This window comes from Helicobacter pylori (assembly GCF_001998165.1).
Classification (GTDB): domain Bacteria; phylum Campylobacterota; class Campylobacteria; order Campylobacterales; family Helicobacteraceae; genus Helicobacter; species Helicobacter pylori_DL.
Window position 1 is genome coordinate 1 of record NZ_MTWR01000049.1, and the last position, 14,790, is coordinate 14,790.

General features: G+C 40.2%; 12 protein-coding genes and 2 pseudogenes. 9 read left to right on the plus strand and 5 right to left on the minus strand.

From position 1 onward, the window contains the following. The 3 genes and pseudogenes from BZK24_RS09635 to ppa form a co-directional block, all read left to right on the plus strand. A pseudogene (locus tag BZK24_RS09635) lies at window positions 1–91 on the plus strand (glycosyltransferase family 25 protein); the annotation flags it as partial. Between the two features lie 92 nt (window positions 92–183). Then, entirely contained in the window at window positions 184–750 is a 567-nt protein-coding gene (locus BZK24_RS06200; RefSeq protein WP_242423423.1) for a glycosyltransferase family 25 protein, read from the plus strand. A gap of 51 nt (window positions 751–801) precedes the next feature. Next, window positions 802–1,323, plus strand: coding sequence for an inorganic diphosphatase (gene ppa / locus BZK24_RS06205; RefSeq protein WP_001047002.1), 522 nt, complete (start codon window positions 802–804; stop codon window positions 1,321–1,323). A gap of 138 nt (window positions 1,324–1,461) precedes the next feature. Here the strand turns inward: ppa and BZK24_RS06210 are convergent, their stop codons facing one another. The 4 genes from BZK24_RS06210 to BZK24_RS06225 are packed head-to-tail and all read right to left on the minus strand — an operon-like array spanning window position 1,462 to window position 6,563. Continuing rightward, complete coding sequence (locus tag BZK24_RS06210; RefSeq protein ID WP_171972419.1) at window positions 1,462–3,732, minus strand: endonuclease MutS2; 2,271 nt, start codon at window positions 3,730–3,732, stop codon at window positions 1,462–1,464. Further along, complete coding sequence (locus tag BZK24_RS06215; protein WP_077656901.1) at window positions 3,732–4,094, minus strand: hypothetical protein; 363 nt, start codon at window positions 4,092–4,094, stop codon at window positions 3,732–3,734. Before BZK24_RS06215 ends, BZK24_RS06210 begins: the two co-directional genes overlap by 1 nt. After that, a complete protein-coding gene (gene murC / locus BZK24_RS06220; RefSeq protein WP_077656902.1) occupies window positions 4,094–5,443 on the minus strand; it encodes a UDP-N-acetylmuramate--L-alanine ligase in 1,350 nt (449 codons plus the stop codon). Before murC ends, BZK24_RS06215 begins: the two co-directional genes overlap by 1 nt. After that, window positions 5,436–6,563 (minus strand): succinyldiaminopimelate transaminase, encoded by a 1,128-nt coding sequence (locus BZK24_RS06225; RefSeq protein ID WP_077656903.1) that lies wholly within the window; start codon window positions 6,561–6,563, stop codon window positions 5,436–5,438. The genes murC and BZK24_RS06225 overlap by 8 nt, the downstream gene beginning before the upstream one ends. A 119-nt stretch (window positions 6,564–6,682) precedes the next feature. Between BZK24_RS06225 and ispG the strand changes: the two genes are divergently transcribed. From ispG to BZK24_RS06245, 4 genes and pseudogenes are all read left to right on the plus strand, one after another. Further along, window positions 6,683–7,762 (plus strand): flavodoxin-dependent (E)-4-hydroxy-3-methylbut-2-enyl-diphosphate synthase, encoded by a 1,080-nt coding sequence (gene ispG, locus BZK24_RS06230; protein ID WP_077656904.1) that lies wholly within the window; start codon window positions 6,683–6,685, stop codon window positions 7,760–7,762. 2 nt (window positions 7,763–7,764) lie between these two features. Next, complete coding sequence (locus BZK24_RS06235; protein ID WP_077656905.1) at window positions 7,765–8,970, plus strand: 2,3,4,5-tetrahydropyridine-2,6-carboxylate N-succinyltransferase; 1,206 nt, start codon at window positions 7,765–7,767, stop codon at window positions 8,968–8,970. A gap of 11 nt (window positions 8,971–8,981) precedes the next feature. Next, on the plus strand, window positions 8,982–10,040 hold the full coding sequence (locus BZK24_RS06240; protein WP_000914892.1) for a tetratricopeptide repeat protein: 1,059 nt from the start codon (window positions 8,982–8,984) through the stop codon (window positions 10,038–10,040). Between the two features lie 237 nt (window positions 10,041–10,277). Beyond that, window positions 10,278–12,325, plus strand: a pseudogene (locus BZK24_RS06245) (DUF262 domain-containing protein). 42 nt (window positions 12,326–12,367) lie between these two features. Here the strand turns inward: BZK24_RS06245 and mdaB are convergent. Continuing rightward, window positions 12,368–12,952 carry an NADPH:quinone oxidoreductase MdaB gene (mdaB, locus tag BZK24_RS06250; protein ID WP_077656906.1) on the minus strand — a complete coding sequence of 195 codons (585 nt, stop codon included), beginning with the start codon at window positions 12,950–12,952 and terminating at the stop codon, window positions 12,368–12,370. A 158-nt stretch (window positions 12,953–13,110) separates the two neighbouring features. Here mdaB and BZK24_RS06255 point away from each other — a divergent pair, with 158 nt between their 5' ends. Together BZK24_RS06255 and BZK24_RS06260 are read left to right on the plus strand one after the other, a co-directional pair. Next, window positions 13,111–14,265 carry a hydrogenase 1 small subunit gene (locus BZK24_RS06255; protein WP_077656907.1) on the plus strand — a complete coding sequence of 385 codons (1,155 nt, stop codon included), beginning with the start codon at window positions 13,111–13,113 and terminating at the stop codon, window positions 14,263–14,265. A 9-nt stretch (window positions 14,266–14,274) separates the two neighbouring features. Then, window positions 14,275–14,790: nickel-dependent hydrogenase large subunit (locus BZK24_RS06260; RefSeq protein WP_171972420.1), on the plus strand; the 516-nt coding region annotated here is incomplete at its 3' end.

Below are 14,790 nucleotides of genomic sequence, written 5' to 3' on the forward strand. Positions count from 1 at the left end.
AAGTTACCCCCCCCCCCCAATCCCACACAAGATACGCAACAAGACTTTATTATTGAAACGCAACAAGAACTATCTGATCCTTGCAAAATAGCGCCCCAAAAAACCTCTTTTAATCCAGTGGTTTTTAAAAAAATTAAAAGAAAGCTCAACCGCTTCATTGGAAATATTTTAGCTCGGACAGAAGTGTATAAGAAACTCACAGGAAAATACGATGATCTCACCACAAAATACGATGATCTCACCACAAAATACGATGATCTCACCACAAAATACGATGATCTCACCACAAAATACGAATCCTTATTGGCAAAAGAGGTAAACATCAAAGAGACTTTTTGGGAATCTCGTGCTGATAATGAAAAAGAAGCACTATTTTTAGAGCATTTTTACCTCACCAGCGTGTATGTGGCTACTACGGCAGGCTACTATATCACGCCTAAGGGCGCTAAAACCTTTATAGAAGCCACGGAGCGTTTTAAAATCATAGAGCCGGTGGATATGTTTATGAACAATCCCACTTACCATGATGTTGCTAATCTAACTTATTTGCCTTGCCCTATTTCTTTAAACAAGCATGCTTTCAATAGCACCATTCAAAATGCAAAAAAGCCTGACATTTCATTAAAACCCCCTAGAAAATCCTATTTTGATAATCTTTTTTACCATAAATTTAACGCTCAAAAGTGCTTAAAAGCCTTTCACAAATACAGCAAACAATACGCTCCTTTAAAAACCCCTAAAGAGGTTTAAAAAGAGCGGGCTTTATGTTAGAATAAGTCTTTTTATTCAAAGGAGATTGCAATGAATTTAGACCAATTAGAAGTGAGCCATGACGCTGATTCTTTGTGCGTGGTGATTGAAATATCCAAGCATTCTAATATCAAATATGAATTGGATAAAGAAAGCGGGGCTTTAATGGTGGATAGGGTGCTTTATGGGGCGCAAAATTACCCCGCAAATTACGGCTTTGTGCCTAACACTTTAGGATCTGATGGCGACCCTGTAGATGCACTGGTTTTAAGCGATGTGGCTTTTCAGGCCGGGAGCGTAGTGAAAGCGCGCTTGGTTGGGGTGTTGAACATGGAAGATGAAAGCGGGATGGATGAAAAATTACTCGCTCTACCCATAGATAAGATCGATCCCACGCATTCCTATGTCAAAGATATTGATGATTTATCCAAACACACTTTGGATAAAATCAAACATTTTTTTGAAACTTACAAGGATTTAGAGCCTAATAAATGGGTGAAAGTCAAGGGGTTTGAAAACAAAGAGAGCGCGATTAAAGTTTTAGAAAAAGCCATAAAAGCCTATCAAGGCTAAAGATTTAAGGGTTTTGGCTCAATTAAGCGATAATCCCTTTTTAACGCTCTTTTAAAAGGCTTTGTCCTCATTGGGCGTTGGTGTGAAATAGGGTAGTTTAAAGCGGATTTTTGTATTCCCCATAAAAAGCGCCAAAAACTACAATTTAACGATTTTAACCCCACTGCCGCCTAAATTAATGGGAGCGTCGCTAAAGCTCACCACTTTAGGGTGGTTTTTTAAAAATTCTTTCACAAACTTTTCTAAAATCCCGCTCCCTTTGCCATGGCAAATAAGTACTTCTTCAAAGCCCCCTAAAAGCGCGTCGTTTAAAAAAGCGTCTAATAAATCCAAGGCTTCTTCGCTGCGTTGCCCTCTTAAATCAAGGTGCAAGCTCGCCTTTTTGGGTTTAGGAATGATGGTTTTAGTGGGTTTGAATTTGTTTTTAGAGGGTTTGAATTTGTTTTTAGAGGGTTTTTGGATTTGTTTCAACCAACTCCCATGCGCTTTTAAACGCATGCCAAGCTCGGTTTCTATCAAATAATAACCCTTATCTAAAATTTGTGCTATCAGCACGCTTTCATTTTTGTAACGCGCTTTTTCGTTAATTTGAAAGCTTGTTATCGTTTGGGGGATCTCATGGTTTGTTTTATACTTGTTTAAAATCTCGTTCGCCTTATGGATTTCTTTATGCATGGAGCTGGTATCTTTTGAAGCGACTTCGCTTTTTAAGATATTTAGGGCTTGTTGGTAGGATTTTTCCAATTCCAATTTTTTATGGTGAAAGATTTCTTTTTGTTTTTCCATTTCTAAAAGCCATGCGTTTTTTAAATCTTCTTGCTCTTTTAAAGCGTTCTCTAATCTTTCATTTTTTTGTTTCAATTCCCTTTCTAACGCGCTGGAATTCTCAATCAAAACATTCAATTTTTCCTTATCTTCGCCATAGAAGGCTTTCGCTTTTTCAATCAAAAAATGCGGCACGCCATAGCGCAAAGCGGTTTCAAACGCGTAGCTTTTGCCAATAACCCCTTTTAAAAAAGTGTAAGTGGGCCGTTCTTTTTCTTCATCATAAAGAGCGGCTAGTAATTCCACTTCCTTGTTTTCTGCCATTAACACGCTCAAGCGTTTGTGGTGCGTGGTGATAACGATTTGGTTGTTTTGCTTAAGCAATTTTTCCAACAGGGTTTTATACAAACTGCTCGCTTCATCAGCGTCAGTCCCTAGCTCAATTTCATCAACGCCTAAAAGCATGTTTTCTTTGGATAAAAGAGCGCTAAATTGCTTCATTCTGCCGGCAAAAGTAGAGATATTGTTCGCGCTGTTTTGAGGGTCATTGATAATGGCGTGGATTTCTTTAAAATAGGGGATAATGGAATGATGGGCGTTGATTTTCATAGGAATGAGATGTTTGCTTAAAAAAGCCGCGCTTAAAAGCGATTTTAAGAGCATGGTTTTCCCGCCCGCATTCACGCCGGTAACAGCGAGCATGGATTTTTCAAACTTCAAATTTAAGGGCTTTGGCTCTTTTAAAATGGGGTGCGAAAAGTTTTCTAAAATTATTTTTTTTTGAGTAAAGCTTGGCATGACAAATTCTAAATTGTAGGCTTTAGCGAAATTAAGCCGGGCTTGCAAGCTGTCTAAAAAATCAAATTCTTTAAAAAGGAATTTTAAAAATAAAAGGTGTTTTTGCAAGCTACGGCTTAGAGTTTGACATATTTCAACAATACAGCAATCTATTTCATTACCAATTTGGGCGATTTTTTGGGCGATTTTTTGCGCGCTTTCAGGCAAAAGATAGAAATAGCCATTAGCACTCCTTTCTAGCACAACGCCTTTAATCGCGCTAGAAAACCCACTTTTCAATAAAAGGCATTCGTAACCATGCTTAAGGTGGCTTTGCGTATCCACTAAATAAGGGGCAAGCTCTTTAGAGCGGGCGTAATGATGAATGATTTTTACACTCTCTTTTTTAAGGCGGTTCAAGCTTTCATTCAAAGCGTCTAGGGTAGCGTTAGCCCCTTGTTTGATTTTGCCTTCATCATCCAATAAAGCGAGTAGATCATTAAAAAAAGGGGGCATGACAATAGCGTTAAGGCGTTCATGAAATTTTAAATGCGTGAAAGTTTTAAAAGCGTTTTGTAAAACGACAATGTAGTGCAATCGTTTGACAATCTCAAAAATTTCATCTAAATGGAGCGTCCCTAATTTGGTGAGTTTGACAACAATAAGATCGCTTTCTTTCACGCTTTTGGGGGCAGGCAAACCGATCGCATCCACTTCATTTAAATAAGTGAAAGCCTGTTTGAGATCGTTTTCTAAAGCAATAGAATCTCTTTCTTTGGCGAAAAAGGTTTTAAAAAGAGCGATAAACTCTTTTAAATCCAGGCTTTCTTCTAGGGGTTTGGGTGGGGTATTATTATTATTCATCATTAGGGTTGGATTAAGGGATCTTTTTGGAGCGTCTGACAAGAATCCAAATCCACAAGAACGTCTTTCATAGGGGTTTGTTTTTTGCCTAAAAAGCTTAAAGTCCCGCTCACTAAATTAAAGGTTTGGTTATTGACTTTAATGCCTTTACACAACAAGGTTTCCCCCCTTAAAAATGCTCTTTGCAAAGCGATTTCTTGTTGGTTTTGTTGGTTTTGTTTGTAAGTATAAACGCTGATGCTTGCCCCTATAATCCCTACGATTAAAAAAGCTACAAGTTTTTGTTTGGGGCTTACTAAACCAAAATCCCTTAAAACTAAAAACAATAAAACCAGCGTTAAAAATAAAACAACCGCTGCACCCATTACATTTCGCCTCTCAATTGATAGGTAATATCCCCCGCTCCAAAGCCTATCACAAAGCCTTTTTCAATCGTTTCTACCACATCATCATTGACTAACAGCTCTAAAAAATCCCCCTTTTTACGCACCCTGTCTATAAAGGTGGGGTTATAATGCTTAAAATGGGCTTTCAAATCAATGTCTCTTTTGACTTCACTCGCGCTATAAACGGGTAAAATGATCAATCTGTCGCAATGCTCTAAAAAACATTTTTTAAATTCTTCTAAATTATCCATTAAGCGAGAATATTTGTGTGCTTGCCAGATCACAATAATTTTTTCTTGCGTGTTCAATAAGTTAGCATAAATCCTAGCGCTTTTTAAAGTGGCGTTAATTTCAGTAGGGTGGTGGGCGTAATCATCAATGAGAATGAGTGCGTTTTTTTGCAAAATATCAAAGCGTTTTTTAATGCCTTTAAAATTCAATAAATTATTTCTAATTTCTTCTAAATGCAATTCATCTAAAGCGCTTAAAATCGCTAAACTCGCATTCGTAGCGTTGTGTTCGCCTAACCCCCACACCAAAAAAGCCCCCAAATCTTTCAATTCAAATGAAGTGTAAGGCTCGCCGTCTTTTAAAATGTATTGGATATTATAAATGTCTTTTTTTTCTAAAACAATGGCGTCTTTAGAATAGTTTTGTAAAAAAGGATCTTCTTTATAAATCACTCTTTTTTGAGCATGGTCTAAAAAATATTCATAAGCAAAGAAAAAGCGCTCTAAATCGTGATCATAATGCTCCAAATGTTCTGGCTCGGTGTTAGGCACAATCGCGCAAAAAGGGTTGGAAAATAAAAAACTTGAATCGCTCTCATCGGCTTCAAAAACCAAGCTCATATCCGCACTCTCTCGCACATTGGAATCAAACTCTTTAGAATGCGCCCCAATAATCGCTCCAAAAGCGGGGCAAATCGCGCTCAACATGGCCGTGATACTGCTCTTTCCATGAGCCCCGCACACGCTAAAAACGCGCTTGTCTTTAAGGATAGAATACAAAGCGTCTTTACGAGACAAAATAGGGATTTCTAATTCCTTAGCCCTTTGTATTTCGGTATTGTCTTCTTTAATAATGGCTGAATGGATAATGACATCTTGATGGTTGATCGCTTTTGGATCATGCGGGATATTAATTTCTACGCCTAAAGCTTTCAAATACTTGACACTAGGGCTTATGGCAATATCAGATCCGCTGATTGTAGCCCCTTGCGCTTTAAGGTATTTGGCTAAGCCTGAAATGCCAATCCCCCCTATACCGATAAAATGGATCTTGCAATCTTGCAAGTTTTTGAGTAAAACTTTTGGGGTTTCAAGCATGATTTTCTCGATAAGTTTCTATGATTTCTAAAGGCTTTTCTAAAAGGGGAGTGTCATAGACAAGGGCTAAACGCACGTAGTCAGCGCCGATACGATTACGCCCTAAATACAAAGCCGGTAAGGTGGTAATGCCTTCGTTTTGATAAAGTCTTTTGGCAAAATTTTCGCCATTTTTAACGGGCAGATACGCATAAAAACTATAAGGATAAATGAGCGTGTTTTTAAAGATTTTTCGCGCCAATTTCAAATTATTCGCATAAATATTGCGGAAAAATTCTGCATGCCTATCATCTAGCCAAGCCGCTTCACTAGCCTTTTGGATCGCATTAGCGCTCGTATAGCCTAAATAGGTACGAAACGCTTTGTATTTTTCTAAAAGGCTACTATCCCCAGCGATAAAACCACTCCTTAGTCCTGGAGCACTAGAGCGTTTGGAGAGCGAATGGATAACCAAAACATTTTTAAACGCTTCATTATCAGCAAGCATGCAAGCTTCTAAAAGCGAAGGGGGAGGCGTATTTTCATAAATTTCACTATAGCATTCATCATTAATTAAAATAAAATCATGTTTTAAAGCGAGTTTGACCCAACTAATCAGCTCTTCTACAGAAAGGGTTCTTCCGGTGGGGTTGTTAGGGGAATTTAAGATCACTAAATCCACTTCTTGCAACTCTTTTTCATTCAAGCTTGGCGTGAAACCATTTTCTTTAGTTAAGGGCATTAAAAGGCTTTTGGCTCTAGCGAATTGGGCTGATCCTTCATAGATTTGATAAAAGGGGTTAGGGTAGGCGATAGTGGGGTTTGGATAGTCAAATAAAACAAAACTAGGGAAATTGAATAACACTTCCCTAGATCCTAGCGTGGAGATGAGTTCGTTTTCTTTCAATTCTATCTTAAAACGGCGTTTAAAAAAACCTCTTTGAGCCTCTCTCAAACCCTCTTCAAACATGCTTTTAGGGTAGATATTGAGCGAATGGGTGTGGCTTTTAAGAGCGTCTTGAATGAATTTGGGCGTTTCAAATCGCGGCTCGCCGATGCCTAAATCTAGCCCCTTTTTTTTAGGGGTGATTTCTTTAAACAAGGCTCTCAATCGTTCAAAAGGATAAGGCTCAAAGGTCATAGGGCTACTTTAATCTTAAAATGGAATAGTTAATCTTACCTAAAATTTAAGCGTTATGGTATGAAACCATTAAGAAAGAGTATAATAGCGCATAAGAATTTAACTGATGAAGGGGTTTAATGCTAGAAAACAGAGTGAAGACCAAGCAAATTTTTATCGGTGGCGTGGCCATAGGGGGTGATGCTCCCATAAGCACGCAAAGCATGACCTTTAGTAAAACCGCTGATATTGAAAGCACTAAAAATCAAATTGACAGATTGAAACTTGCCGGGGCTGATTTAGTGAGGGTGGCGGTGAGTAATGAAAAGGACGCCCTAGCCTTAAAAGAACTGAAAAAAGTGTCCCCTTTGCCTTTAATCGCTGATATTCATTTCCATTATAAATTCGCTCTCATTGCCGCTCAAAGCGTGGATGCGATCAGGATTAACCCCGGAAACATCGGCTCTAAAGACAAAATCAAAGCGGTGGTTGATGCTTGCAAAGAAAAAAACATCCCTATAAGAATTGGCGTGAATGCTGGGAGTTTAGAAAAGCAGTTTGATCAAAAATACGGACCCACCCCAAAAGGCATGGTAGAAAGCGCTTTGTATAACGCCAAACTTTTAGAAGATTTGGATTTTACTGATTTTAAGATTTCTTTAAAAGCGAGCGATGTGATGCGCACCATAGAAGCTTATAGAATGCTACGCCCTCTTGTGATCTATCCTTTCCATCTGGGGGTTACTGAAGCGGGTAATCTTTTTAGCTCCAGTATCAAATCCGCCATGGCTTTAGGGGGGCTTTTAATGGAGGGCATTGGGGATACGATGCGCGTATCCATCACAGGGGAATTAGAAAATGAAATCAAAGTGGCTAGAGCGATTTTACGCCATAGCGGGCGTTTGAAAGAAGGGGTTAATTTGATTTCTTGCCCCACTTGCGGGCGCATTGAAGCCAATTTAGTGGATATGGCGAGCAAGGTAGAAAAACGCCTAAGCCACATTAAAACCCCTTTAGACATTAGCGTGATGGGTTGCGTGGTGAACGCTTTAGGTGAAGCCAAGCATGCAGACATGGCGATCGCTTTTGGGAATCGCAGCGGTTTGATCATTAAAGAGGGTAAAGTCATCCACAAACTGGCTGAAAAGGATTTGTTTGAAACTTTTGTGATAGAAGTAGAAAATTTAGCTAAAGAAAGAGAAAAGAGTTTAAAGGATTAGGCGTGATCAATAAGTTTAAAAATTTTGTGAGCAACTACCAGCAATCTAACCACTATAAAGAGCCTTTAGGTTTTGGCATTGCCAGAGTGGATATTGCCCCTATTTCCAAAAAGATTTTATGCGCCACTTACCCCGTTTTGAACTGGAAAGAGGAAAATCTAGGCTCTTATGCGGTGTTTTGCAACTCGCTTTCTAAAGAAAAAATCCTAAAAAGAAGCGCGAGCGAGTGCGTTATTGAGATTGATGAAAGTTTTGTGTTAAAAGCGTTGGATTTTTATACGCCCTTTTTGAACGAAGCCTATTCCAATAAAATGGCTCATAAAAACATCCAAGTGGTTTTAGAGCTTTTAAAGGCTTTAGAGGAAAATCGTTTGAAAAATAATAATGGGGAGTCTCTTTATCGTTTGGTGATCTTGTTTGAAGATAAGCCTTGCGAGAGCGTGGAGAGTGCGTATATGAAACTTTTAGCGCTTTCTTTAGGGAAAGCCCCTTTGAGGAGTTTGAATTTAGAGGGCATTTTTAACCAGCTTTCTAATGCGGCTTGGAGCGGTAACAAGCCTTATGAATTAGAATGGCTCAGAATGAACGAAGTGGCTTTAAAAATGCGAGGCCATTTCCCTAGCATTGATTTTATAGATAAATTCCCGCGCTATTTGATGCAATTAATCCCTGAATTTGATAATATCCGCTTACTGGATAGCTCAAAAACGCGCTTTGGGGCGTATTTAGGCACCGGTGGTTACACTCAAATGCCTGGGGCGAGTTATGTGAATTTTAACGCAGGGGCTATGGGAGTGTGCATGAATGAGGGGCGTATTTCTTCATCAGTGGTGGTTGGAGCAGGCACTGATATTGGTGGGGGAGCGAGCGTTTTAGGCGTTTTAAGCGGAGGGAATAACAACCCTATTAGCATCGGGAAGAATTGTTTGCTAGGGGCTAATAGCGTTACCGGAATTAGTCTAGGCGATGGCTGTATTGTGGATGCAGGCGTTGCAATACTAGCCGGGAGCGTGATAGAAATTGAAGAAAATGAGTTTAAAAAACTTTTAGAAGTGAATAGCGCTTTAGAAAAGCATGCCAATAATCTTTACAAAGGCAAAGAGCTTTCCGGAAAAAATGGCGTGCATTTTCGTTCCAATAGCCAAAATGGCAAGCTGATCGCTTTTAGGAGCGTGAAAAAAATTGAGTTGAATCAAAACCTGCATTAAGGATTAAAAGAATGCTCAAAAAAAGTTTGTTATTGCTTGTTTTTTTAGTCTTACAGCTTAGCGGCGCTGAAGAAAACAATCAAGCCCCAAAAAACACGCCCCCTGAATTAAACCCCGCTAATACTAAGGGTGCACCAAACCCTAACACCCAGATCACCCCTAAAAACGACAACTCTAACCTGTTAGACAAATTGGGTTCGCCTGAAAACGCTCAAACCGAGCTTTCTGCCGGTATTGATTTGGCTAAAAAGGGCGATTATCAAGGGGCTTTCAAGCTTTTCTCCCAATCGTGCGATAATGGTAATGCGGCCGGGTGTTTTGCAGTGGGAGCGATGTACGCTAATGGGGTAGGGATCCAAACCAACAGACTAAAAGCCGCTCGCTATTATGAAATGGGTTGCAGTGGGGGCGATGCGACCGCTTGCGCGAATCTAGCTCAAATGTATGAAAACAAAAAAAACGCTGATTCAAACGACAAAGAAAACGCTTTGCAATTGTATGCGGTGGCTTGTCAAGGGGGGGATATGCTCGCATGCAATAATTTGGGATGGATGTTTGCTAATGGGAGTGGGGTCCCAAAAGATTATTACAAAGCGATAAGTTATTATAAATTTTCATGCGAAAATGGGAATGATATGGGGTGTTATAATTTGGGCTTGATGTCTAATGTGAATAATATTTATGGTATTGATAAAGCCCAACTCAGTCAAGTGGATTTGAATTATTTGGCTTGTAACGCTGGGGATATGATGGGGTGCGCGAATTTGGGCTGGATTTATGCGAATGGGGATTTAGGGGCTCCTTTGAATAACCACTATGCGGCGAAATATTTCCAAATGGCATGCGATGGGGGGATTTTGGGGAGTTGCAACAATTTAGGCGTGCTGTATCAAAAGGGTTTAGGCGTGCCTCAGGACGATCAAAGGGCTTTGGATTTATTTTCGTATGCGTGCGATAATGGTTTTGAGTCAAGCTGTCGTAATTACGGGAATTTCAAAGAGCATTTATTGCGCGTGAACCCTAATTACGGGCGCTTGTTCATGCCATACAATTCTTATGAGATACCCTAGTAATAGCAATTTTTTAAGGGGATAGGGGGGTATTTTGAAACCATTCTCGCCCCATAACTAAAGCCCCTAAAGATCGCATTTTTAAGAGATTAGTGCTTGCTTTGCGCAAAGCTCTTTTATCTTTTTTGGGATAAATTCAGCCTCAAATTGCGGTTTTTTCAAAAATTTAAGCTATCTTTTTTTTTTTTTTTGATTTAATACTCGGTGCGATTGTAATTTAACTCAAAAGGAAAAGCGATGAAAGCGACACAAAGCACCGTTAACGACTTTTTTGCCTTAACAGGCACGATATTTTCTATCCCTGTATACCAGGGAACTACACTTGGGAAGAAGAAAATTGTGAAAAATTACTGCAAGATATTGTCAGTATTTCACAAAACAAGAAAACGCATTTCATGGGTTCTATCACTTATATTTTGCATCATATTGATGATGAAAAGAGCTTAAGACAACTGCAAGAATTTGTCATCATTGACGGGCAGCAAAGGATTACTACCATCATGCTTTTGCTTAAAATCATAGAGACAAAGATACCAAATGAAGAGATAAAAAAAGAGATTGACGGACTACTCAATCTTTCGGGACAAAAGCTGCGTCTCAAGCCCATTAAAAGCGACAAAGAAGCCTTTGATCTGGTCATGCAAAATCGATCGCATGAAATACAAGGCGTATCACACATCAGGAATAATTATAAATTTTTCACCAAAGAGTTTGACAATTATATCAGCAAAGGGTATCGCATTGAAGAGATTTATGGCGCGTTTTTGCGGCTCAAAATCGTAGTCATAGGCTTAGAGCTAGGCGAAGACGATCCGCAAGTGGTGTTTGAAAGCATTAACGCCACCGGCGTGCAATTAAAAGGGCTGGATCTCATCCGCAACTACCTGATGATGGGGGAAAATTCTGACAGACAGAAACACCTTTATGAGACCTATTGGGTGTCTTTAGAAGATTGGCTTGGCGAAAGGGATTTGAATGATTTCATCAAAACCTATTTGAGAATCTATTTTGAAAAGAAATTAAGTGAGGGAGAGCGTGAAGTGTATTACGCGCTAAAAGCCCACCACAGAGACAATTTCCCTGATAATATACAAGGTCTTATGAGCGATATGCGTGAGTATGGCAGAATCTATCAAATCTTTTTAGACAGAGATCATTATTTTTTACATCGTGGAGACCCGCAACAGTTAGCGAATTTACGCCTGCGTATTAAAGATCTTGTGAAAATCAAATTTGGCGTGGCAAAGCCCTTTATTTTGCGTTGCACCAGAGACTTTGAAGAAGGCAAATTAGATTATGAAAACTTCTGCGAAATTTTGCAAATCCTTACCAGCTACTTCGTGCGCCGGAGCGTGTGTGGGGATCCTGCCCCTGCACTTGCTGAACTTCTTTATTCTTTATACAGACAGCTAGGGGAAGATGTTTCAGCCGATGCATTGAAGCGGTATTTGGGCAAGAGCGTTGGACGAACGGCGTTCCCTAATGACGATAAAATTAAAGCGGCGTTTCTTGTGCGCAACGCTTATTCAGCAAATCAAGTGTGCAAATTCATCCTGCTTGAGATAGAAAAATTAAGTAACGCCGAACCACCAAAAGAAGAGAATTTAGAAGTGGAGCATTTCTACCCTAAAACTCCCACACAAGAATGGCGCGACATGGTAGGGGACTATTTCACTTTTGAGCAAGACTACCTCCATAATTTTGGGAATCTAACCTTATTAGGGCAAAATCAAAGGCTTGGCAACAAATCTTACGAGGCAAAAATTGTGCTTATGGAAGAATACAGCTCCTTGCATTTAAACGACTATTTCATCAATAACACCCATTCTTGGGGGATAGAGGAAGTGAGGAATAGGAGCGAATATTTAGCGGATCAATTCTGTCAAGTGGGATTGTTTAAAGATTTGCCTAAAGAATACCGCACCAGAGAGATTAATAAAACCCTTGATGATGACTTAACTAAACATAATCTTCAAAGCGTTAATCTCCCCAATCATCAAAGGAAAATAGTAAGAAACGCTAAGGAATTGGCTAGCGTTGTCATAGACTACTTGCTAGAAAACGCCAGAGAAGCCTTTGAAAGCTACACAGATGAAGAGCCAAGATATATTTGTTGGGATAAAGCAAAAGCGCAATTAAGGGATAGAGATGGCACTCTTGTTGTGCCTTTTGAAAAATACGGATTTTACTTTGTAAGCAATGCGAGTTATCAAACGGTGGGCAGTAATCTTAAGAATCTTATCTTAGGCTGTGAGCTCAATCCCAAAGACTTTATTGTGGAATAAACAAGCCCCCCAAAAAATGGGGGGGTTAAAAAAATTTTAAAATCACTTGCCAAAAGCTTGGTGCAAATGCGTGGTGAGGGAGTTAAGATACTGCTCCACTTGGGGGTTTTTCACCACATCGTTGCAAACAAAAGTGGGCAACGCTGAAAGCCCTAAAAATTGGAACGCTTTATGCAAATGCAAATACACAACATCCACACCCACCCCTTCAAAAAATTCATTAGGATCGTTAAAGGCTTCAATGGGAGCGTTCCAGGTCAAGCTCAACATGTATTTTTTGCCTTGCATCAAGCCCCCTTTCCCGTAGTTTTTAGTGGGGTTTTGCGAACTTCTGCCATCGCTAGCATAAAGCTTCCCATGCCCTAAAGTGAAGACTTCATCAATGTATTTTTTCACAATCCAAGGCTCTCCCATCCACCAGCCAGGCATTTGCCAAATCGTCGCATCAGCGCTAAAGACTTTCTCCACTTCTTGAGCATGTTCATAGCCTTTATCCACGATCGTTGTATCCACTTCTAGCCCTAAAGATTCTAGAGTCTTTTTTGCATGTTGGGTTAAGGTTTCATTGAGTTTCCCTCCAGAGCTCCCGAACGCTTTGGCCCCGTTAATGATGAGTACTTTTTTCATTTTGTTCCTTTTTTAATAAAATAGGGGGGAATTTTATCCAAATGAAACTTAATATTAAAGAAATTCCCTCAATCTCAATAAAAACTAAAAAACAATCAATTGTAACTGTGTTATTTTTATTATGTTAAGATAATGAAAATTTCTATTAAGGAATGGCGATGTTCTACGATGAAAAAAAGACCTATCAAAAGATTGAAGAACGCCTTGATATAATTCGTTCGTTTAACGCTCATAACGAGCATAAGAATTTGCAAGAGGAGTTTAAGGGGGCGGGCATTTCTAGGCGTGATTTATTGAAGTGGGCGGGCATGATGAGCACGACTCTAGCTTTACCGGCTAGTTTTGCTCCCTTGACTTTGAAAGCGGTAGAAGTGGCTAACAGATTGCCCGTGATTTGGTTGCACATGGCAGAATGCACCGGTTGCAGCGAAAGTTTGTTAAGGAGTGCAGACCCCACCATTGATAGCATTATCTTTGATTACATCAACCTAGAATACCATGAGACCATTATGGTAGCGAGCGGTTTTCAGGCTGAAAAAAGCTTGCATGACGCCATAGAAAAGCACAAAAACAATTACATTTTAATGGTAGAGGGCGGTATCCCCCAAGGCACCGAATACTTCCTCACTCAAGGCCCAAACGCTGAAACGGGGGCTGAAGAGTGCAGGAAAGCCGCTCAACACGCAGCCGCTATTTTTGCCATAGGCACATGCTCAAGTTTTGGGGGCGTGCAAGCGGCTTACCCTAACCCCTCTAACGCGCAACCCTTGCATAAAATCATTGATAAACCCGTGATTAATGTTCCCGGTTGCCCGCCTAGTGAAAAAAATATCGTGGGCAATGTGCTTTATTACTTGATGTTTGGGGCTCTCCCTAAATTGGATGCGTATAACCGCCCCTCTTGGGCTTATGGGAACAGGATTCATGATTTGTGCGAAAGGAGAGGGCATTTTGATGCGGGCGAGTTTGTGGAGCATTTTGGCGATGAAAACGCTAAAAGGGGCTTTTGTTTGTATAAAATGGGCTGTAAAGGGCCTTACACTTTCAATAATTGCTCCAAACTCCGCTTCAATTCACACACCTCTTGGCCCATAGGCGCAGGGCATGGGTGCATAGGGTGTTCTGAGCCTAATTTTTGGGATACGATGAGTCCTTTTGAAGAGCCTTTAGCGAATCGCTCCATTAAAACCGCCTTTGATGGCTTAGGGGCTGATAAAGTGGCCGATAAAGTCGGCACGACTCTACTCAGCGCAACCGCTATTGGCATTGCCGCGCATGCGCTCCTTTCTAAAGCGATCAAAAACAAAGAGTAAGGGATTAACATGTCAAAAAAAATAATAGTCGATCCTATCACTAGGATTGAGGGGCATTTAAGGATTGAAGTGATCGTAGATGATGATAATGTGATCACCGATGCGTTTTCTTCTTCTACGCTTTTTAGGGGGCTAGAGACGATCATTAAGGGCAGAGACCCACGAGATGCGGGTTTTATCGCTCAAAGGATTTGCGGGGTATGCACTTATTCGCATTATAAAGCCGGTATCACAGCGGTAGAAAACGCTCTAGGCATCACCCCCCCATTAAACGCGCAATTGGTGCGATCTTTGATGAACATGGCGCTGCTTTTTCATGATCATGTGGTGCATTTCTATACTTTGCATGGGCTTGATTGGTGCGATATTATGAGCGCTTTAAAAGCCGATCCCATTCAAGCGGCAAAACTTTCTTTCAAATACAGCCCTTATCCCATTAATACCGGTGCCGGCGAATTAAAAGCGGTTCAAAAACGCTTGAGCGATTTCGCTAAAAGCGGATCTTTAGGACCTTTCAGTAACGGC